The organism is Xenorhabdus bovienii, assembly GCF_024721015.1.
Classification (GTDB): Bacteria; Pseudomonadota; Gammaproteobacteria; order Enterobacterales; family Enterobacteriaceae; genus Xenorhabdus; species Xenorhabdus bovienii.
In genome coordinates this window covers 102,616-117,596 of the sequence record NZ_JANAIF010000004.1, presented here as the reverse complement: position 1 = coordinate 117,596, position 14,981 = coordinate 102,616, and the positions used below count along the sequence as shown (strand labels likewise).

Below are 14,981 nucleotides of genomic sequence, written 5' to 3'. Positions count from 1 at the left end.
GTTCCGAGATTTGGCTCACTTTTATCAGGAAAACATTGATGGGGTGACTATTGTGAGCGTGTTTTTCACGGATGAACCTTTTAGAATTGGAAGACAAAACTTCCCGAAATAGAAAGGTTGTTGAAACTATGCCAGATTCAAAAGTGTTTGTTGATAATTACTTGCCTGCTTTGCTTGGGCAAGCATGGATGCTGGTTTCTTCTGAGTTTCATGACATCGTTGAGGCACGGGGGTTGTCCGTGCTGGAGTGGCGTGTTTTATCGGCGCTGGCTGGAAGTGGCCCGATTGGTATTAGCCTGCTGGCGCAAAAAACAGTCAGTAAACAACCGACAATTACCCGAGTATTGCAGCGTCTTGAATTGCAGGGGCATGTCACTCGTTTTTCCAATGGTGGTGGAGATCGCCGTATCACGTTAGTGCATCTTACCGACAGCGGCCGACAAGTGGTGGTCGGATTACTGGCAGAAGCAGAATCCCATGAGAAAAGTATACTGGAGCCGCTGGGAAGCGGTAAAAGTCAGTTACTGAAAGAGGTTTTGCAGGAACTGATTAAGCGGCATACGCCGATGCGCAGGGCGTTGGGGAGATTCGGGAAAGAGTAAGGAGATAGTGGTGCTATCTCCTTGCGAATTTAATCGAAAGGCTTTGCCGAGTCACTGGCTACGGTATTTATTTGCTACTCAATAACAACTGTCGCGCATCTTCATGCTGGGCATGTTCTGCCAGCATGTTAAAGTCTTTCATTGTCCAATAGGAATTGGGAACAGGTAAGTTTTTCATCTGTTCGGTTGGCCATAACTGTAGCTCAGCCAATTTATCCAGCGAAAACGGCTTATATTCATCAGGCAGGGACAGACGCAGCGCAAACTTTTCTTTGCCTGAAGGCATTAATGGATAACGATTGTCTTGGGTTTCATAATTCCTGCGCAGGACTAAAAATTTTTGCGGAATACGTTCATGACTATTCCACCATAGCCCGTCGATCTGATTAAACATCTTTTTTGTGTCTGATTTGGAATAAGGTTCGAGTTTATGCAAAGCAGAAGGCAATATGGCTGCCATTGAGGTAGTAAATTGAGTCACCGAAGAAGCATGACCTTGCAGGATCAGGGTCAGAGCCAGCCTTGCTCCCAAGAGATTGGAATAGAGGTCTTCCGGGGAAAACGCGGAAATGCCCTCGGGGAACCCTGGGACTGATTGATAGCCATACCATTGGGCGATTTCGTGCCAAGCCGCCAACTGAAATGCCAGTTTTGCCGCTAAATAAGCGCTTAAGGTGTAGCGCTCAACGAGATCTACCGGCGGAGTAAAGGCAAAAAAGTGAATTTTACGCGCCGCAAGCTCATTACTTAGGCTTAATTCCCGCTCCTGACCCAGGTGAGCATAAATCTGGCTAAAGAGATACAGCGTATAGTCTGCGGTATCTCTCACATGGGAGATATCAATAAACCCGCCTTTCTGGGTATATAACAGACCGATTTTTTCATTGCTTATCCCCAATAAAGCGGCACTGGCACCCAGAGCACTGTCGTTATAGTGATGTTCTCCCAGTTTCTCGGCCTCCACGATATTGTCGATATCATAGAAAGGAACGGGAACCCCCACCACCTCGGTTTTAAGATCGTAACCAAATGCGCAGCAGGCTCTTAAGCCTTCAGGTGGTTCAATAGGGGTCAACGCTGGCCAGTCGAGCTCTGGCTGTTCTTGAGTATCACTGACGAGTACAGGCTCTACAGGCATGACGGGAGCAGATTTACCCTGACATGCCATGAGCAGGAAGCTGAATAATAGCGTCATCAATGACTTCAAAATGCTTCCCCTACCTGAAAGTAGAATCCAGTGCTGTCTTTACCAACACCAAAATCTAATCTGACATTCATGCGTGGCTTAAACTCGAAACGATAGCCCACACCAATAGAAGGAAGCCAGTGCTTTGCACCTAGCTTTGAAGGGGAATCACTTAATGTGCCTGTGCCTATCCAGCCGACAATACCGTGGCGCCAGTCAAGTTTATGTCTTAATTCTAATTGTGATGTGAAGATATTGGTATCGCGATAGCGCCCTTCATAGTACCCGCGCATCCGTTGACTACTGCCCAGCAGGGATAATTGATTCCACGGCACATCGCCAGAGCTGAAACGGGCATAGTTATCGAAAGCCAGCACGGATTTTTCGGATAGCTGGTGATAGGTCGAAAACTGTAACTGTGTGGTATTGAAACGATTATCTCCCCCTAATTCTGGGGAAAAGTGGGTATAAACGATTTCAAATGCTTGCCCGTGCTTTGCATTAGGCAGGAAATCCCGCGTGTCATAACTGAAGTATGCACTTACACCGGAACTGATGACGGAGCGTCCGCCGACGGACTGCGCGAAATATTTTGCGGCACCGATATCCGGATCACTGGCGTTGAGGGATGAGAAATGCCAGCCTAATCCCATATACATAGCATCTGTCACGCGATAGAGCAGGCGAGGGCGAATATCAAATTCCTGAGCTCGATATTTTTCTTTATTGCCATTATTTTTACCGGCGTCATAACCCTTGCCCCAATAGTAAGTCGGCGTGTTATTTAGCGTCCCGGAAACAAATAACCGCCACTGATCACGAGCCAGAAAATTATAATTGGTAAAATTCAGGCCAAATGCGCCGGTAGATGAACCAAAACCGCTGAGACCCAGTGAGGAGGTCTGGCTGGTGTGGTCTGAGTTATCGGGACGGTAAAGCCCGACTACAGCGACCCCAATGCCCATTCCCATTTCAGGGGTGTAAAAAGGGCCGGGCAGCACGCCCCAGTCAACCTTCTTGCTGGCATCGAATTGATTACTGCCGCCTAATTCGCTGAGCCAACCATCGATTTTTTGCCGATCGGGCAAGATATCAGCCTGTGCTGATGATGCGGTAAAAATAAGAAGGCTGGATATCACCAGCCTCTTGATTGTCATGCGTCGGAACATTAGAAACGAAACTCACCGGAAACAAAGAGGCTGTTTCGGTTGCCGAAACCCACTTCAGATAGGATATTGAAGTTACGAGTGATTTCGAAACGCGCACCCACGGTGTTATTCCATTTATGTGCAAGGTGCTGTTCGACGTCGAATTTGATATCGGTTTGGCTTTGAACCATGCCAAATAACTCTGATATTTCGGAGGGTAAATTGAGTTTACTGACATCACCTTTAAAGCGCTGGGTGATATCTTGGTACATGGCACCTACCCACACCTGAACTTTGGCGTTTCCTTGACCAGTAAACAGCGGTTCAAAAACAAACTCATAACCAACGCGTGGAGTAACAACGAAGGCGGAAATATCACCGTCTAAAATATCCAAATTGGTTCGGGTATAATTTGCATCTAACGTGGCAAAAAATTGGTTATAACCACCAGCGAAAGTTGCTCCACCACCATAAGTTTTCCCTTTAAAACTCAGTTCAAAAGGAATATTTCTATAGGTTTCATCATCGCCAAAAGCGACAATGTTATCTAAATTTGTTTTTGATTTACCTTTGGTTGTTCCATAGACACCATATACATTTAAGAAGGGTAAAACCCATGTATCCAGTTTCAGCATATGGGTTTCATTTCTTTCCCGGGTATCACCCGCATTAACAATAATTTGGTCTTTCCAACGCTCTTCAATTAATGGATTGGTAAATTGAAATTTAATGCTGTCTATAATGATATCTTGGCGCAGATTCATATAACCATAACTTACGCCAAATGGCTCAGGCAGATCGTAGCCTTTAGCTCGCGCTTCATCACCCCAAATTGGCAGAATGCGAGATTCTGATTTTGTAGAATGAGATAAACTACCATCGCTATTTGTCTTCTGAACACCAGACTCTGCCATCGTTAATGAAAAAAGTGGGCGTTCACTATCTGCATGGCTGTATGAAGTCGCGAGGCAAAGTGTAGCGGCTAACAATTTGCTGAAGTTAGTTAAGGTCATAATAAACTCAAAGGAAAATGAAGGACGCAGTAGATTATCATAGCTTATGTTAAGCCCGTTAACGAATAATGCTGGGAAATGAGTAACTAAAGTTGAATGTTTCGGCTAGTGACTTTAGTAAAAACAATTTTGTCCTGATGAGTCTGAGTCATGGAGAACACTCAAACATTTCGCAGACGAAATTTCAGAAGGGTAGTTTAAATACCTACGGGGAACACTTACAGAGTCCTTATCAGCATCATCCCACAGCCAAAGGATTTCGCCCGACCAAAGCCCTTAGCGTATTGCGCCAGAAAAAGTTCATGATCTGAAAGGGTGAGCACGCCCTGAAAATCAACGCTCGAAAATGCCACTTTCTGGCCGGAAGGCTTGCGACAGCGATGTTGGGTATAGCGTTCAACATCAGGATCGAAATCAAACTGAATACCCCAGTTAGTCAGTCGTTTTTCATCCTGTATCCATGCCTGTACAGCCTGCATCATCAGCGGCTGGATTTCGTCAGTGCTAACACCCGCCAACTGTGCCTGACGTTTGGCATTCATCAGTACATCATGACGCCGCTGTTTGCCGGAATCCTTATCTGTGATGCAGATGGTGGGATTTAGCCGGAGCTTAAACGCCAGTTTCTGCCCGCTGCGTAATTGCGGGGTAAATGCCTTGCTCTGAATCTGGAACATCGCCGAGTTGGGTGTTGGCGCTGTATGGGACAGTACGAAGAACTCAGGTGTACCGTTGATGCTCATATCTTCCCTGAACAGAAAATTGCGCTCTGCCTGTTCCGTAAACAGTTGCCACAATAGCTGGTGGGAAGAATAAACACTGTTTTTCGCCATTTTTGACAAAAACTGTTCCCGATAGGCAGAAGGTCGTAAGGTGACTTTAGACAGGTACATGTGCCTTCTCCATCAGTGATAATTGGTGCATAGTACGTTGGGTGAACTGCCAGCGGGTTCGTGAAAGCGGTTCGTCCCACAATTGGCTGGTCAATACCGCCACATCAGGGATCTCAATCTCGTTTTTATCCCCTTCCCAGAAATAGCTCACGATACCGTTGTCGCCCAGCCAATAGTGATCGGCTTTCTCCGACTGCGTTAAAGGCGGAAATTCCGTATCCAGAGCCGCCTTCAAACAGGGAGATCGGGTTATTTGCGGCATCATAGGAATGCACAGAGGGCAGGATTTGCGCCCAAGGCTTAAGGTGAAAACCGGTTTTAACAGCGCATCACGCAAGGTTGCCAGCGTCAGATGGGCTTGGTCGGTCAGTGAAATTGCGATGATCCACAGCCCATCACTGCGGTAATCCCGTGAGGATAAAACCGTATTCAGTTCAGATTCACCCAACTCACTTTTACGGGTGAGGTGTTGCTGTTTGTTGTTTTGGGAGGGGACTTGACTCGTGTGATAATCCCTCATCAATGAACTGGCCACGATTTGTTTGATGGCGATGTTGACACTTTGCTGTAACTCGGCAAGGCGCATTTCATCATCACGCCGGATGCCCAGTGCTGCGCCCAATAGCCCCAAAATCGCTGAACGAGTCGGATACAGGCTGGTGGGGCGGCTTTCACCGACGGCTTCTACGCCCCAACTGGCCAGCACACCATATAATCGAAAAACCAAATAGGTTTGCATTCCGGCCTCCTTTTAATTCGTGATGAATTTAATCAGTTCGGCAAAACTGCCTTTTCCGGTGAGGGTATTGATACTATGGCGGGCGTCAGCACAGTCACCATAAACGTTATCGAAGTTTTCGACCTGTTCTTCCAATGCTCTAATGGCAGACGCAGCCTGCTCTTCATCGTTAATGGGTTTCAAAAATGCGACCGACAAGGAGCGGGGCTGATATTCCCCTTTTTCAGCCAGAACATAACTGGCATAGGCGCGGGAGCCAAAACTGTTTTGCTTGCCGGAAGGGGAGATTTTGACGGCGGCTTCGGTCAGGGCAGCAATGGCTTGATTGACCAGGATTTGGTTGTCTGCCAGATTTTCCATCAGCAGGGTTTTGTTGATACAGATATAGCTGTAGAACAGGGCCGCTGCAAATCCGTTTTCTCCGATGTGTGCTGAACCTGTGTCACTTTTGCCGTCGTTCAGATCATCCACCGCGGTAAAATAGTCATCTTCAATCATTACATCATGTACGCTGATGGCATGGGCAACCTGACAAGCGGCCTCAATATTATAGGCGGGGCTGGAAGCGAGCATACGGCCAAACAGGGCGATATCCACAGCCATTCTCTCTTTGCTCAACAGACTTAACTCTTCCTTGGTTGGCGCCCGATTTTCGTTGGCCAGTTGTTTTGCCAGGGAGATTGTGGCGGCTTTTTCTGTAGGGCTGATATGGGCCAGTTGTTCTATTTCCAGTGGCGTGTCTTTTTTATTTTTGCCAAATACACCCGCAATGGCAGAAGCACACTCTGTCGCCTGCTTTTCTTTAACGTCCGCTTCGATCAATTGTTGATAAATTTCGAGGCCAAAGCGTTTTGTCCGAAATCCAAGGTGTCCCGCAAGTGCTGATTGAAACAGATCTGAGACTCGCCAGTGGCGTTTCAGGCTTTGGGAGCTGATTCTTAATCGATCAAAACCCCCCATTCTGGCTGTTTTAGGGCGCCCTGTATCATCACGGTTCAGGTTGGCAGGCGGGTAGGAGGTTAGCAGATGTAATTGAATAAATTGGCTCATTTAGGATACCTCAAAGGTTAAAAGTGATTATTTTGCTGCTTTGTAATACTCCAGCGCCCATTGCACGCTGAGACGCTGATTCGCTCGACGGGGTCTTTGCTGGTGGCATTCGTGAGCCCATTGCTCAATATCTTTTGCCAGATCCAGCATGGAAACTTTTCCATCAATGAGCTGCAAGGTGCGTCGTAAGCGGGTAACAAATTCGTCGGGGGTTTTGGCGCCCTGCAATTGGGCGAAGCGGAGTGCACTGACGACAGGTTTATCATTTTCTGTTTTGGTGCCGGCTGCGGTTGCCAGTGTTGTGGTTACATTGTGTTTCACATGCACGCCCGTCATGGCAATCATTGCCCATTTTATGATGGTTTTTTCATCGACGGTTTCAGCGTTTCTTTCTTGCAAACTCAGCCACAAGGTGCGAAAGCCTCCGGTTAACATGGCCGCGTCGATATTCTGGCAGCGTTTTAACTGCGCTTTATACACCGTTGGAGCGGGGTATCTGCCTTTAGCTTTCAGTTCTGATGGTGATAGAAACATGCTTTCCCACCAGCGCAGCAAGGTACTTTCGCTCAACTTATTCATTGATCACCTCTTTCTGTTGGCGTTCGATTTGGTATTCAGTCATAAATGATTTGATCTCTTTGGCACCAAATAACCACTGAGTCAAAAAATGCCTTGCTTTGACTTTTTTCGGCAGCGTTTTCGGATCGACGCTTTCTGACAGCACATATTCATCAAACAGATCGAAACAGGTATTTCTCAGTTGATAGAGCCAGCTTTTGGCCTCCTCTGGCGAGAGATAAGAAGATGCTTGCTGGCTGCTGATAATCTGTTGTATCGCTTTAAAAAAAGCCGTTTGAGTACGTTGATAGAACGCAGCATCAATAAATGACATATCGCCTTTCACATCATTTGGGCGATTGAACCAACCACTTTTGATTTGGGAACGGCATTGGCTCAGTGCATTAGCAGAAAGGGTCTGTAAATTTCTGGCTCGCCGGAAAATGACATCCTGTTTTTCAACGGCGATGGAAAACAGGGGAAGTGTAGTGGAATACCAGCCTCTGGCTTTCATATTGTCCATATCATAGCCAAAGACCCATAGCCGGGGTGTTGCGCTGTGTTCCTCTGCAAAATAATCACAAATCTGGTGGAAATGATCGACGACCAGAGCGGCTTTTTGTCCCTCGTTATTTCTGGAAAATGCCAGACTATTCCATAGTTTATAAGTGATCCCTCCCGGTTGCCCTTTGATAGAAAGGTGATCGTCGTTGGCTTTTTTCGGATTCCATTTATAAGGCGTGAGTGGATGTTGCCAATTTCCGGCATAGTTGTTGCCATAGTTTTGGGTTCGATAGCGGGTAACAGATTGTTCGGTGGGTTGTCCGGTCAGTTGGCAAATAGCGGGTTTATCGTCGATCTGCAGACGGATACGCCGTGGCATCGCCCAATACATATAGAGTTCATGAACATCAGAAGCGTAAATTTCCGTACCGGCGGGCTGGCTGAGTTTGGTTTTGCCTAACCACGGAAAGACACTGGGGCTGTGGAGGTCTGCTTCGGGATAGCCGCAGTATTCTTGATTGACGATATTAAGCCAGAGTTTGTGCCAGAGTGGGGTATCCAGCGTTAGGGGTTGAACCAGAGTGGTCAGAGGGCCACCGCCCCGCAAGCCGACACGATGCCCGACACCACCGGCAGGTGCATTAATCTGCAAGGTGAAAAGTGCGATAGCCGCCATTTCAGGCGAGACGATTTCACATTGGCCGCGTTTAATAAAATGGTCGGTGTTAAGTTTGAGCGTATTCGCTCCAGGCGCTTCAATGAGTAACCCAGAAATCGTCGTTGATTTGACGCTATCCAGCGAATCAAAATCCTGCATAAATAGCGGCCCGTTACCTGACAGATTAAAGGCATGTTCCACGCGGTCAAAGGCTGTCTGTAAATCTGCTTGTGTTGGGGGAGCCTCATAAAAATCATGCCATTGAAACTTATCTACGGGAGCAAACACTGTTTGCAGCAAGCCGATGGCTAACTGATAGGCCGCGCCCTGAAAGTCTGCCCGTGGCAGGGCAAAATCCATGACGTTGGGATTGCAGATAGCCGCCAGTGGCAGTTTCTTTTGACTACCATCCCGCATTTTAAAGGTCAGCCATGCGTCTTTAATAAGGTTCATCATGCCTCCTGCTGGTGGATTTCATAAAAACCGATAGTAGGGTCGTAACTGAAATTGGGGTCGAGTTCGGGCAGCCAGATTTGCAGGTATTTAGCAGATTTGAATTGGCTCTTTAGCTGTTCTACAGCATGAGAAAACGATTCTGGAACCGCCAGTAACTTATCGGCAAATTTGTTTTTTGGTAGCCTGATGGTACTGAGTTGAACGGCAAATTTTCCCTCGTTCGCCCACGGTATTAATGCACCTTTGTCAGTCAGTTTAACAAGCAGAACCTCAACCGTTTCGATATCACTGAATCGCGTGCTGATATCGCTGTCATCGTCATACCATCCGCTGGCACTGTGATTGCAATATCCATGTTTCCATCGCAAGGTCTGTGATTCTGCTTTGGCCTCTTTGCTGTGGCCTTCTCCAATAAATTCATTTTCCTTATGTCTTAAGGTGTCAGGTATGTGTTCATACGCATCGTCACTGTAAACCGCTTCGATTAAAGTTCTGGCTTCGGCAGGCACTCTGATGGCGCCCAATCGCCGCAGTTCACGCAACCCCAGCCACAGGCGCCCCGGTGAGCGATAAACATATTGGGTATTGCGAAAATCTTTACTCAGCCAGTCTGCTTGTGGTTGATCGTCCCATTTTGGGGCGTGGAGATACAACACAGGGGCAGGACGACCATCGTTAATACCTTGCTGATACTTCCCTTCAGCATTGCGGGTATGGCGGTGCAGGCGGCCTGTCCGCTGGATCAAATCATCGATTGGGCAGATATCGGCAATCATCTCGTCAGCATCAGCATCCAGACTTTCCTGAAAAACTTGGGTGGTAATCAGAATCTTGCCTTGCCGATGCAGTTGGGTGCTATTTTTGCCAAATATCTCCAGTACAAGATCTTCGATCTTCTTGCGATCGTGCAAAATAAAGCGGCTGTGAAACAACAGGCAATCTTCTGGATTATTCATCTGTGACTGAATCAATCGGAAAGCGTGTAAAGCATCATCAACGGAGTTGCGTACCCAAACCACGCATTGCCCCTCTTTGGCGGCGTTAAGGGCGGTTTGCACACAAGCATCCAGAGAGTCCAGTGTTTTCACGATGACTTCACGGCTGACATCTGAGCGGCTGTGCAGGGGTTGTTCAATAATCGGATTTTCAGGAGTGAGCGTAATTTTGGTTGCCAACGGAAAGGCCGTTTGCCGCAGTTTCTGCGGTGTTTGGCCTGCGGAAGATAGCCAGATATCCGCCAGTTTCTGGCGTTGTTTCAGGGAAAGTGTGGCAGTAAGTAATATCACCGATCCCCCTTGATGAAGATGCAGGTTCAGCAGATTTTCCAGCAGGGCAAACATGTATTCATCCGCAGCATGGACTTCATCAAAAATCAGGATTTTACGATTCAAGCCAATCAAACGCAGCGACTGATATTTTCGGGGCAAGACGGCAAGCAGCGCCTGATCGATAGTCCCTACGCCAACGGGTGCCAGTAGTGCTTTTTTGCGCGAGTCCGCCAGCCATTGATGGCATTGTGCTGTCGCTGTGATCTCATCTTTGGTGTAGTCGTTATCGCTGTTTTCAGAGGTCAGGATGATGTCATTGAAAGCATCGTTCATCTTACTGGCGCCATGTGCCAGAACGATGCTCGGTGGCTTGCCGCTGGTATTGAACATTTCACGATAGTGTTTGGCGATGCGGCTAAACATGGCGTTAGATGTTGCCATTGTCGGCAGGCCAAAATAGAAACCTTCTGCGACTCCGGCCTGCATCAAGCGATGGGTTAAAGTGAGAGCGGCTTCGGTTTTTCCGGCACCGGTCACATCTTCCAGAATGAAAAGCTGGGGAGAATCATCAATCGGTACTTTTTCTGCCCATTGCTGTAATGGCGTTGGTGAAAAACCATAATAATGCTGGATAGATTTATACGGCGATATGGCTGGTGTGTATTGCATATCAATAGCATTCAGGGCAATTTGCGCCTGTTGTTCGGCGGTTTGCCAGTATTCTGCCAATGGCATGGAGCTGGTTTGATAGCGAAAGCGTGCACTGTCAGAGCCTATCCAGTCGGCCATGACAACGATGCCAGCCAACTGCCAACTTACTTGCTTCAGGTTATCTTTCCATTCTTTGGAAAGTAATTTTTCCAATGACAGGTGAGGTTGGAATAGGGCAATGAGATCATTTGTGAAGGCTTTTGCATCAGTTATATTTTGGGCTTCGGTAAAATCGCCAATTGCCTGCCAGTCGCTATCATCAATCGGTTTGCCGTGATGACCGAGCATACACTGCATTAAGACCATCAACGTATCCTGCGCCCGATCTTTATCTCTGCGTTGCAGGTTGTTGTCTCCCACCAAAGCAAACAGCACATCGTCCTGGATCTGTTTCCAGAAAAACAGCCCTAAACGATCATGGCGATAATGTTTGCCATCGTAGGGTTTGCAATGCTGAGGTTTCAGTAGTTCAGTGTGTTGTTCTGGGGAATATAATTGCTGGAATGCGGAAGAAAATTTACCGATATCATGCAGAAGCAAAAAAAATACAAATAGGTTTTGTAATTCTTCTTTTGATAATTCCAGAAAATCCGCAATATCGGCGGTAATTTTTTTGTGGGGAGCCAGTAGATATTTGCCAACTGCCGCAACATCCAGACAGTGATAAGCCAGAAGGTGATAATCGGCATCAGAATAGATATTTTTCTGGGCCTTGCCCCAATATCGGATGATATAACCAAAATTATTTATTAACGTAGGCATAGGTTTCCGAAATGAAATAAAGTTTTAACTGAGTTTTATTCATTAATTGAGGAAGACTTTATTTTTACTCTATGTATTGACTGAACCTTAGCAAATAACCATCAGGATCTTGAACGAGAAATTCTCTCTGACAGATGTGGGTATCGCCTGTGGCGTAGTTATTATCCTTCAATGGACGGTAAAGTTTTATCTTGTTGATTTGCAGGCGATTAAGAATGGAGTTGATATCATCCACTTCTATTTGCAAATTAATGCCACGTCCCAGCGGCTTATTAAGCTCTGCCGTATTCCAGCCAGTTTCGTGAAACGTTTCCAGCATCAGTTGAGCTTTCCCTAAATGAAGATAGGCAAAATCGGGATCTTTTCGCCGTATCATTATGTTGAATCCTAATATTTGTACATAGAAATCCAGGGACACAGGAAAATTTGTCACTGTGAGTTCCGGCACCATAGGGTTCCAGTAAGTCGTTTCTGTTGTCGTATTGATAGTCAACTGAGTTTCCTGATTGTAATATTTGAGAAAAAAGAGTTTTGGACAGTGGATGAACAGATATTTTATATTAATCAAGTAATAGAAAAATTCACCACCTTTTTTGTGTTGTTTTTATTAATTCAATTAGATTATGGAATGACGCTCACATTTAGAACTATATGAAGGGATAAATGTGAAAAGTTTATAGAGTTATGTTTTAAATGTGAATTCTTTGTTTTCTTATTTTCCTGCTGAAGCTGTTCTAAAATATTTTTACCATTCAAAACAAGAGCTTAGTTACGCCACCTGTTCAGAGTAGTTTTAGAAATACCTTCTGTTTTAGCTAACAAACTGACGCTTAGGTTATAGGGGGGAGTAATTTTTTTTGGAGCTCGTTTGAGTTTGAGTGGATAATGTTTCATTGGTTTACTTCCTATAGAGATTTTTCTGTATGGTAGCTTTTGTAAAAAGCTGGTTTGTTTTTTACAGACAATTAATCATGTTATTTAAATCAAAAAGAAAAAAAACTTTATTATTTTCAAGATTGTTCAAGCAAAAATCATAATTTGTAATATCTAATCGGTCATTTATCCCCGTACTTACGGGGAACACTGATAACTGATAATCAATCAAAGTGAAAATAACAACGATTTATCTCCGTATTGGCAGAGAACATATAATAGTGATTGATTACTGACAAGATTGTACTATTTTGTTCTAAACAGATGTAGAACCACACGAAAATAAGTTGGTAAATATAGCTTATTTAGGACTTACCTGTTTTTCGGCGGTATCCCGCACTCACGAGGAATACAATATGCCAGCAGGGAAAGAGATAGTGCATGTCGGTTTATCCCTGTACTCACCTATCTTGTTGTGCTTCCCGTGCCTGACGCACTTTATCCTCTTTATCTTGTTGTCAACCCCGTGGATCTGGAACACGTTTTTTGCCAAATCGATACCAATCGTTATAACAGTCATATCGCGCCTCCGCTGGTAGTGTTATCAACAACATCCTACCGCTGGTTCAGGGAAGGGGCGACCATTCCATTATAATGGGTCTTGTGCGTATCTTTAAAAATGCTATATACTTATGCTATATAGCAGAAATTTTAAAGGATAAACACTATGATCCAGCAAGGTAAAGTCTTTATGAGTAATCGAACTCAAAATGTTCGCTTACCGGCAGATACACGTTTCCCTGATAACGTTAAAGAGGTTATTGTTCGAGTTAGCGGAAAGGAACGTATAATCTCTCCCGTCCAAAACGCATGGGATAGCTTTTTCTTATCAGATCAGTCTGTAACAGATGATTTTTTGCCAAACAGAGCTGATCAGATAACAAGCGAAAGAGAATCCTTCGATGATTAAATATTTATTAGATACAAATATCGTAATATTTACGATTAAACGTAAACCAGAATCTCTATTACCTAAATTTAATCAACACACTAATCAACTTGCTATTTCTGCAATAACGCTCGCAGAGTTAATTTTCGGAGCTGAAAAAAGCATGAATCCCACTAAAAATCTAGCCACTGTTAATGACTTTGTATCACGTTTGACCGTTTTACCTTATGACGAACAAGCAGCATTTCACTACGGTGATATAAGGGCTATTCTTGAAAAAAAAGGAAAACGTATTGGTGATAACGACTTACACATAGCGGCTCATGCCAGAAGTAAAGGACTTATTGTAGTAACAAATAATACAAGAGAGTTTGAAAGAGTTGATGGATTAAGAATAGAAGATTGGACTAATCCCTAGTACGAAAAAGCCAGTAAATTACTGGCTTTTTAACATCAAGCTGTCTTAGGTGAATCTAATTTGTAGGTACTAAGTAGTAATGTCATTTTTCTCCAATATAGAAATGTCCCTTTATGCTGTGGGGACGGTTCTGTCGCATTAACAGAGAGATCGCGAGCAAAATCATCTTGAGTGATTTTTATGCAGTGAGTTGATAGAAAAAAGCGGCGGGTGAAATTGGGTATTCCGGTTCTTGTGGGTATTGTCCTTTACGCAACATACTGACCCGTTCAATCCCGGCTAACAGGGTCTGAGTCCCCCTAAAGTTTTTGAGTCCCAGCATAGGACGTGTTCGCCGTTTGACGTTGCGATGATCCTGTTCAATCAGGTTATTAAGGTACTTACTCTGCCTGATATTAATCGGCTTATTTTTTCGGTTTTTCCTTGTTTATTTCGCCCAACGCCGCTTTATTGGCACCGCTTTTATCAAGAGTTACCCCGTCAGGTTGTCCATGTTGACGCATCACCTTTTTGAAGAAACTCAATGCCGCTTTTTTATCCCGATGAGCTGTCAGCAAAAATTCAACCGTATTACCGTCTGAGTCTACAGCACAGTAGAGGTAACGCCATTGTCCTTTGATTTTGATATCAGTTTCATCCATTCGCCACCGACGCTTAACTTCGGGCTTGCTCCGCCGATAACGTTTAACGATCAACGGAACCCAGCGATGAATCCAACGAGAGAGCGTGGAATGATCAACGGCAATCCCGCGCTCAGCCATAATTTCTTTCAAATTACGCAGGCTCAGCGCGTAGGCCAGATACCCGCGAACGCACTGAGCGATGATATCAACAGGATAATGTCGGCGTTTGAACACATTTCGGATCAGGGACATCGTTCTGGATTCGCTAAAAAATAGGGAGCTTACCTGATGTTCCGTTAATGCGACAGAACCCCTGAAACGCAGGTCAATGAATTTTGTCGGCTACGGTTTATCCCCGTACCTACGGGGAACACATTCCTAACCTCCGTTATTTGCCCTCTGGTTCCGGTTTATCCCCGTATCTACGGGGAACACTCTAATTTCATCCATCTGTTTTATAACAATTTTTTTGACCTCCAAAATTCTACCATTTTTTAACCACCTAAATCAGCCAAATTCCTGCCGTATTTTTTGCCATACCGATCATCAGCAACGCTGATCGCATTTTGT

Annotated in this window: 15 protein-coding genes; 4 read left to right on the top strand and 11 right to left on the bottom strand. The window is 45.2% G+C overall.

The features are described from left to right. Positions 1-128: 128 nt before the first annotated feature. Positions 129-602, top strand: coding sequence for a MarR family winged helix-turn-helix transcriptional regulator (locus NXS07_RS02410; protein ID WP_038197215.1), 474 nt, complete (start codon positions 129-131; stop codon positions 600-602). 67 nt (positions 603-669) lie between these two features. On the opposite strand, the gene NXS07_RS02405 is transcribed toward NXS07_RS02410, so the two are convergent. The 10 genes from NXS07_RS02405 to NXS07_RS02360 form a co-directional block, all read right to left on the bottom strand. Beyond that, positions 670-1,797, bottom strand: coding sequence for a DUF4056 domain-containing protein (locus tag NXS07_RS02405; protein WP_046338104.1), 1,128 nt, complete (start codon positions 1,795-1,797; stop codon positions 670-672). A gap of 8 nt (positions 1,798-1,805) precedes the next feature. After that, the gene (locus tag NXS07_RS02400; protein ID WP_038208044.1) at positions 1,806-2,957 is read right to left on the bottom strand and encodes a BamA/TamA family outer membrane protein; all 1,152 of its coding nucleotides are present in this window, start codon (positions 2,955-2,957) and stop codon (positions 1,806-1,808) included. Further along, positions 2,957-3,949, bottom strand: a complete 993-nt coding sequence (locus tag NXS07_RS02395) for a putative outer membrane beta-barrel protein (protein WP_258086100.1) — start codon at positions 3,947-3,949, stop codon at positions 2,957-2,959. The genes NXS07_RS02400 and NXS07_RS02395 overlap by 1 nt, the downstream gene beginning before the upstream one ends. A gap of 218 nt (positions 3,950-4,167) precedes the next feature. Then, a complete protein-coding gene (gene cas6e, locus NXS07_RS02390; protein WP_046337604.1) occupies positions 4,168-4,842 on the bottom strand; it encodes a type I-E CRISPR-associated protein Cas6/Cse3/CasE in 675 nt (224 codons plus the stop codon). Then, a complete protein-coding gene (cas5e, locus tag NXS07_RS02385; protein WP_046337603.1) occupies positions 4,829-5,581 on the bottom strand; it encodes a type I-E CRISPR-associated protein Cas5/CasD in 753 nt (250 codons plus the stop codon). The genes cas6e and cas5e overlap by 14 nt, the downstream gene beginning before the upstream one ends. A 12-nt stretch (positions 5,582-5,593) precedes the next feature. Then, complete coding sequence (cas7e, locus tag NXS07_RS02380) at positions 5,594-6,631, bottom strand: type I-E CRISPR-associated protein Cas7/Cse4/CasC (protein WP_258086099.1); 1,038 nt, start codon at positions 6,629-6,631, stop codon at positions 5,594-5,596. 27 nt (positions 6,632-6,658) lie between these two features. Next, complete coding sequence (gene casB / locus NXS07_RS02375) at positions 6,659-7,210, bottom strand: type I-E CRISPR-associated protein Cse2/CasB (RefSeq protein ID WP_046337601.1); 552 nt, start codon at positions 7,208-7,210, stop codon at positions 6,659-6,661. Further along, positions 7,203-8,807, bottom strand: coding sequence for a type I-E CRISPR-associated protein Cse1/CasA (gene casA / locus NXS07_RS02370; protein ID WP_258086098.1), 1,605 nt, complete (start codon positions 8,805-8,807; stop codon positions 7,203-7,205). The genes casB and casA overlap by 8 nt, the downstream gene beginning before the upstream one ends. After that, entirely contained in the window at positions 8,804-11,548 is a 2,745-nt protein-coding gene (gene cas3, locus NXS07_RS02365; protein WP_258086097.1) for a CRISPR-associated helicase Cas3', read from the bottom strand. The genes casA and cas3 overlap by 4 nt, the downstream gene beginning before the upstream one ends. Before the next feature lie 64 nt (positions 11,549-11,612). After that, positions 11,613-11,999, bottom strand: a complete 387-nt coding sequence (locus tag NXS07_RS02360) for a bleomycin resistance protein (RefSeq protein WP_046337598.1) — start codon at positions 11,997-11,999, stop codon at positions 11,613-11,615. Between the two features lie 906 nt (positions 12,000-12,905). Between NXS07_RS02360 and NXS07_RS02355 the strand changes: the two genes are divergently transcribed. From NXS07_RS02355 to vapC, 3 genes are all read left to right on the top strand, one after another. After that, positions 12,906-13,076, top strand: a complete 171-nt coding sequence (locus NXS07_RS02355; RefSeq protein WP_258086096.1) for a hypothetical protein — start codon at positions 12,906-12,908, stop codon at positions 13,074-13,076. A 72-nt stretch (positions 13,077-13,148) separates the two neighbouring features. Continuing rightward, positions 13,149-13,391, top strand: a complete 243-nt coding sequence (gene vapB / locus NXS07_RS02350; RefSeq protein WP_038208019.1) for a type II toxin-antitoxin system VapB family antitoxin — start codon at positions 13,149-13,151, stop codon at positions 13,389-13,391. Continuing rightward, positions 13,384-13,788, top strand: a complete 405-nt coding sequence (vapC, locus tag NXS07_RS02345; RefSeq protein WP_238098540.1) for a type II toxin-antitoxin system tRNA(fMet)-specific endonuclease VapC — start codon at positions 13,384-13,386, stop codon at positions 13,786-13,788. Before vapB ends, vapC begins: the two co-directional genes overlap by 8 nt. Before the next feature lie 178 nt (positions 13,789-13,966). Here vapC and NXS07_RS02340 read toward each other — a convergent pair. Then, positions 13,967-14,663 (bottom strand): IS6 family transposase gene (locus tag NXS07_RS02340; protein WP_258086095.1). Its coding sequence is split into 2 segments (ribosomal slippage): positions 13,967-14,194 and positions 14,196-14,663, totalling 696 coding nucleotides; the frame shifts between segments, so codons are not numbered across the junction. Positions 14,664-14,981 lie beyond the last annotated feature (318 nt).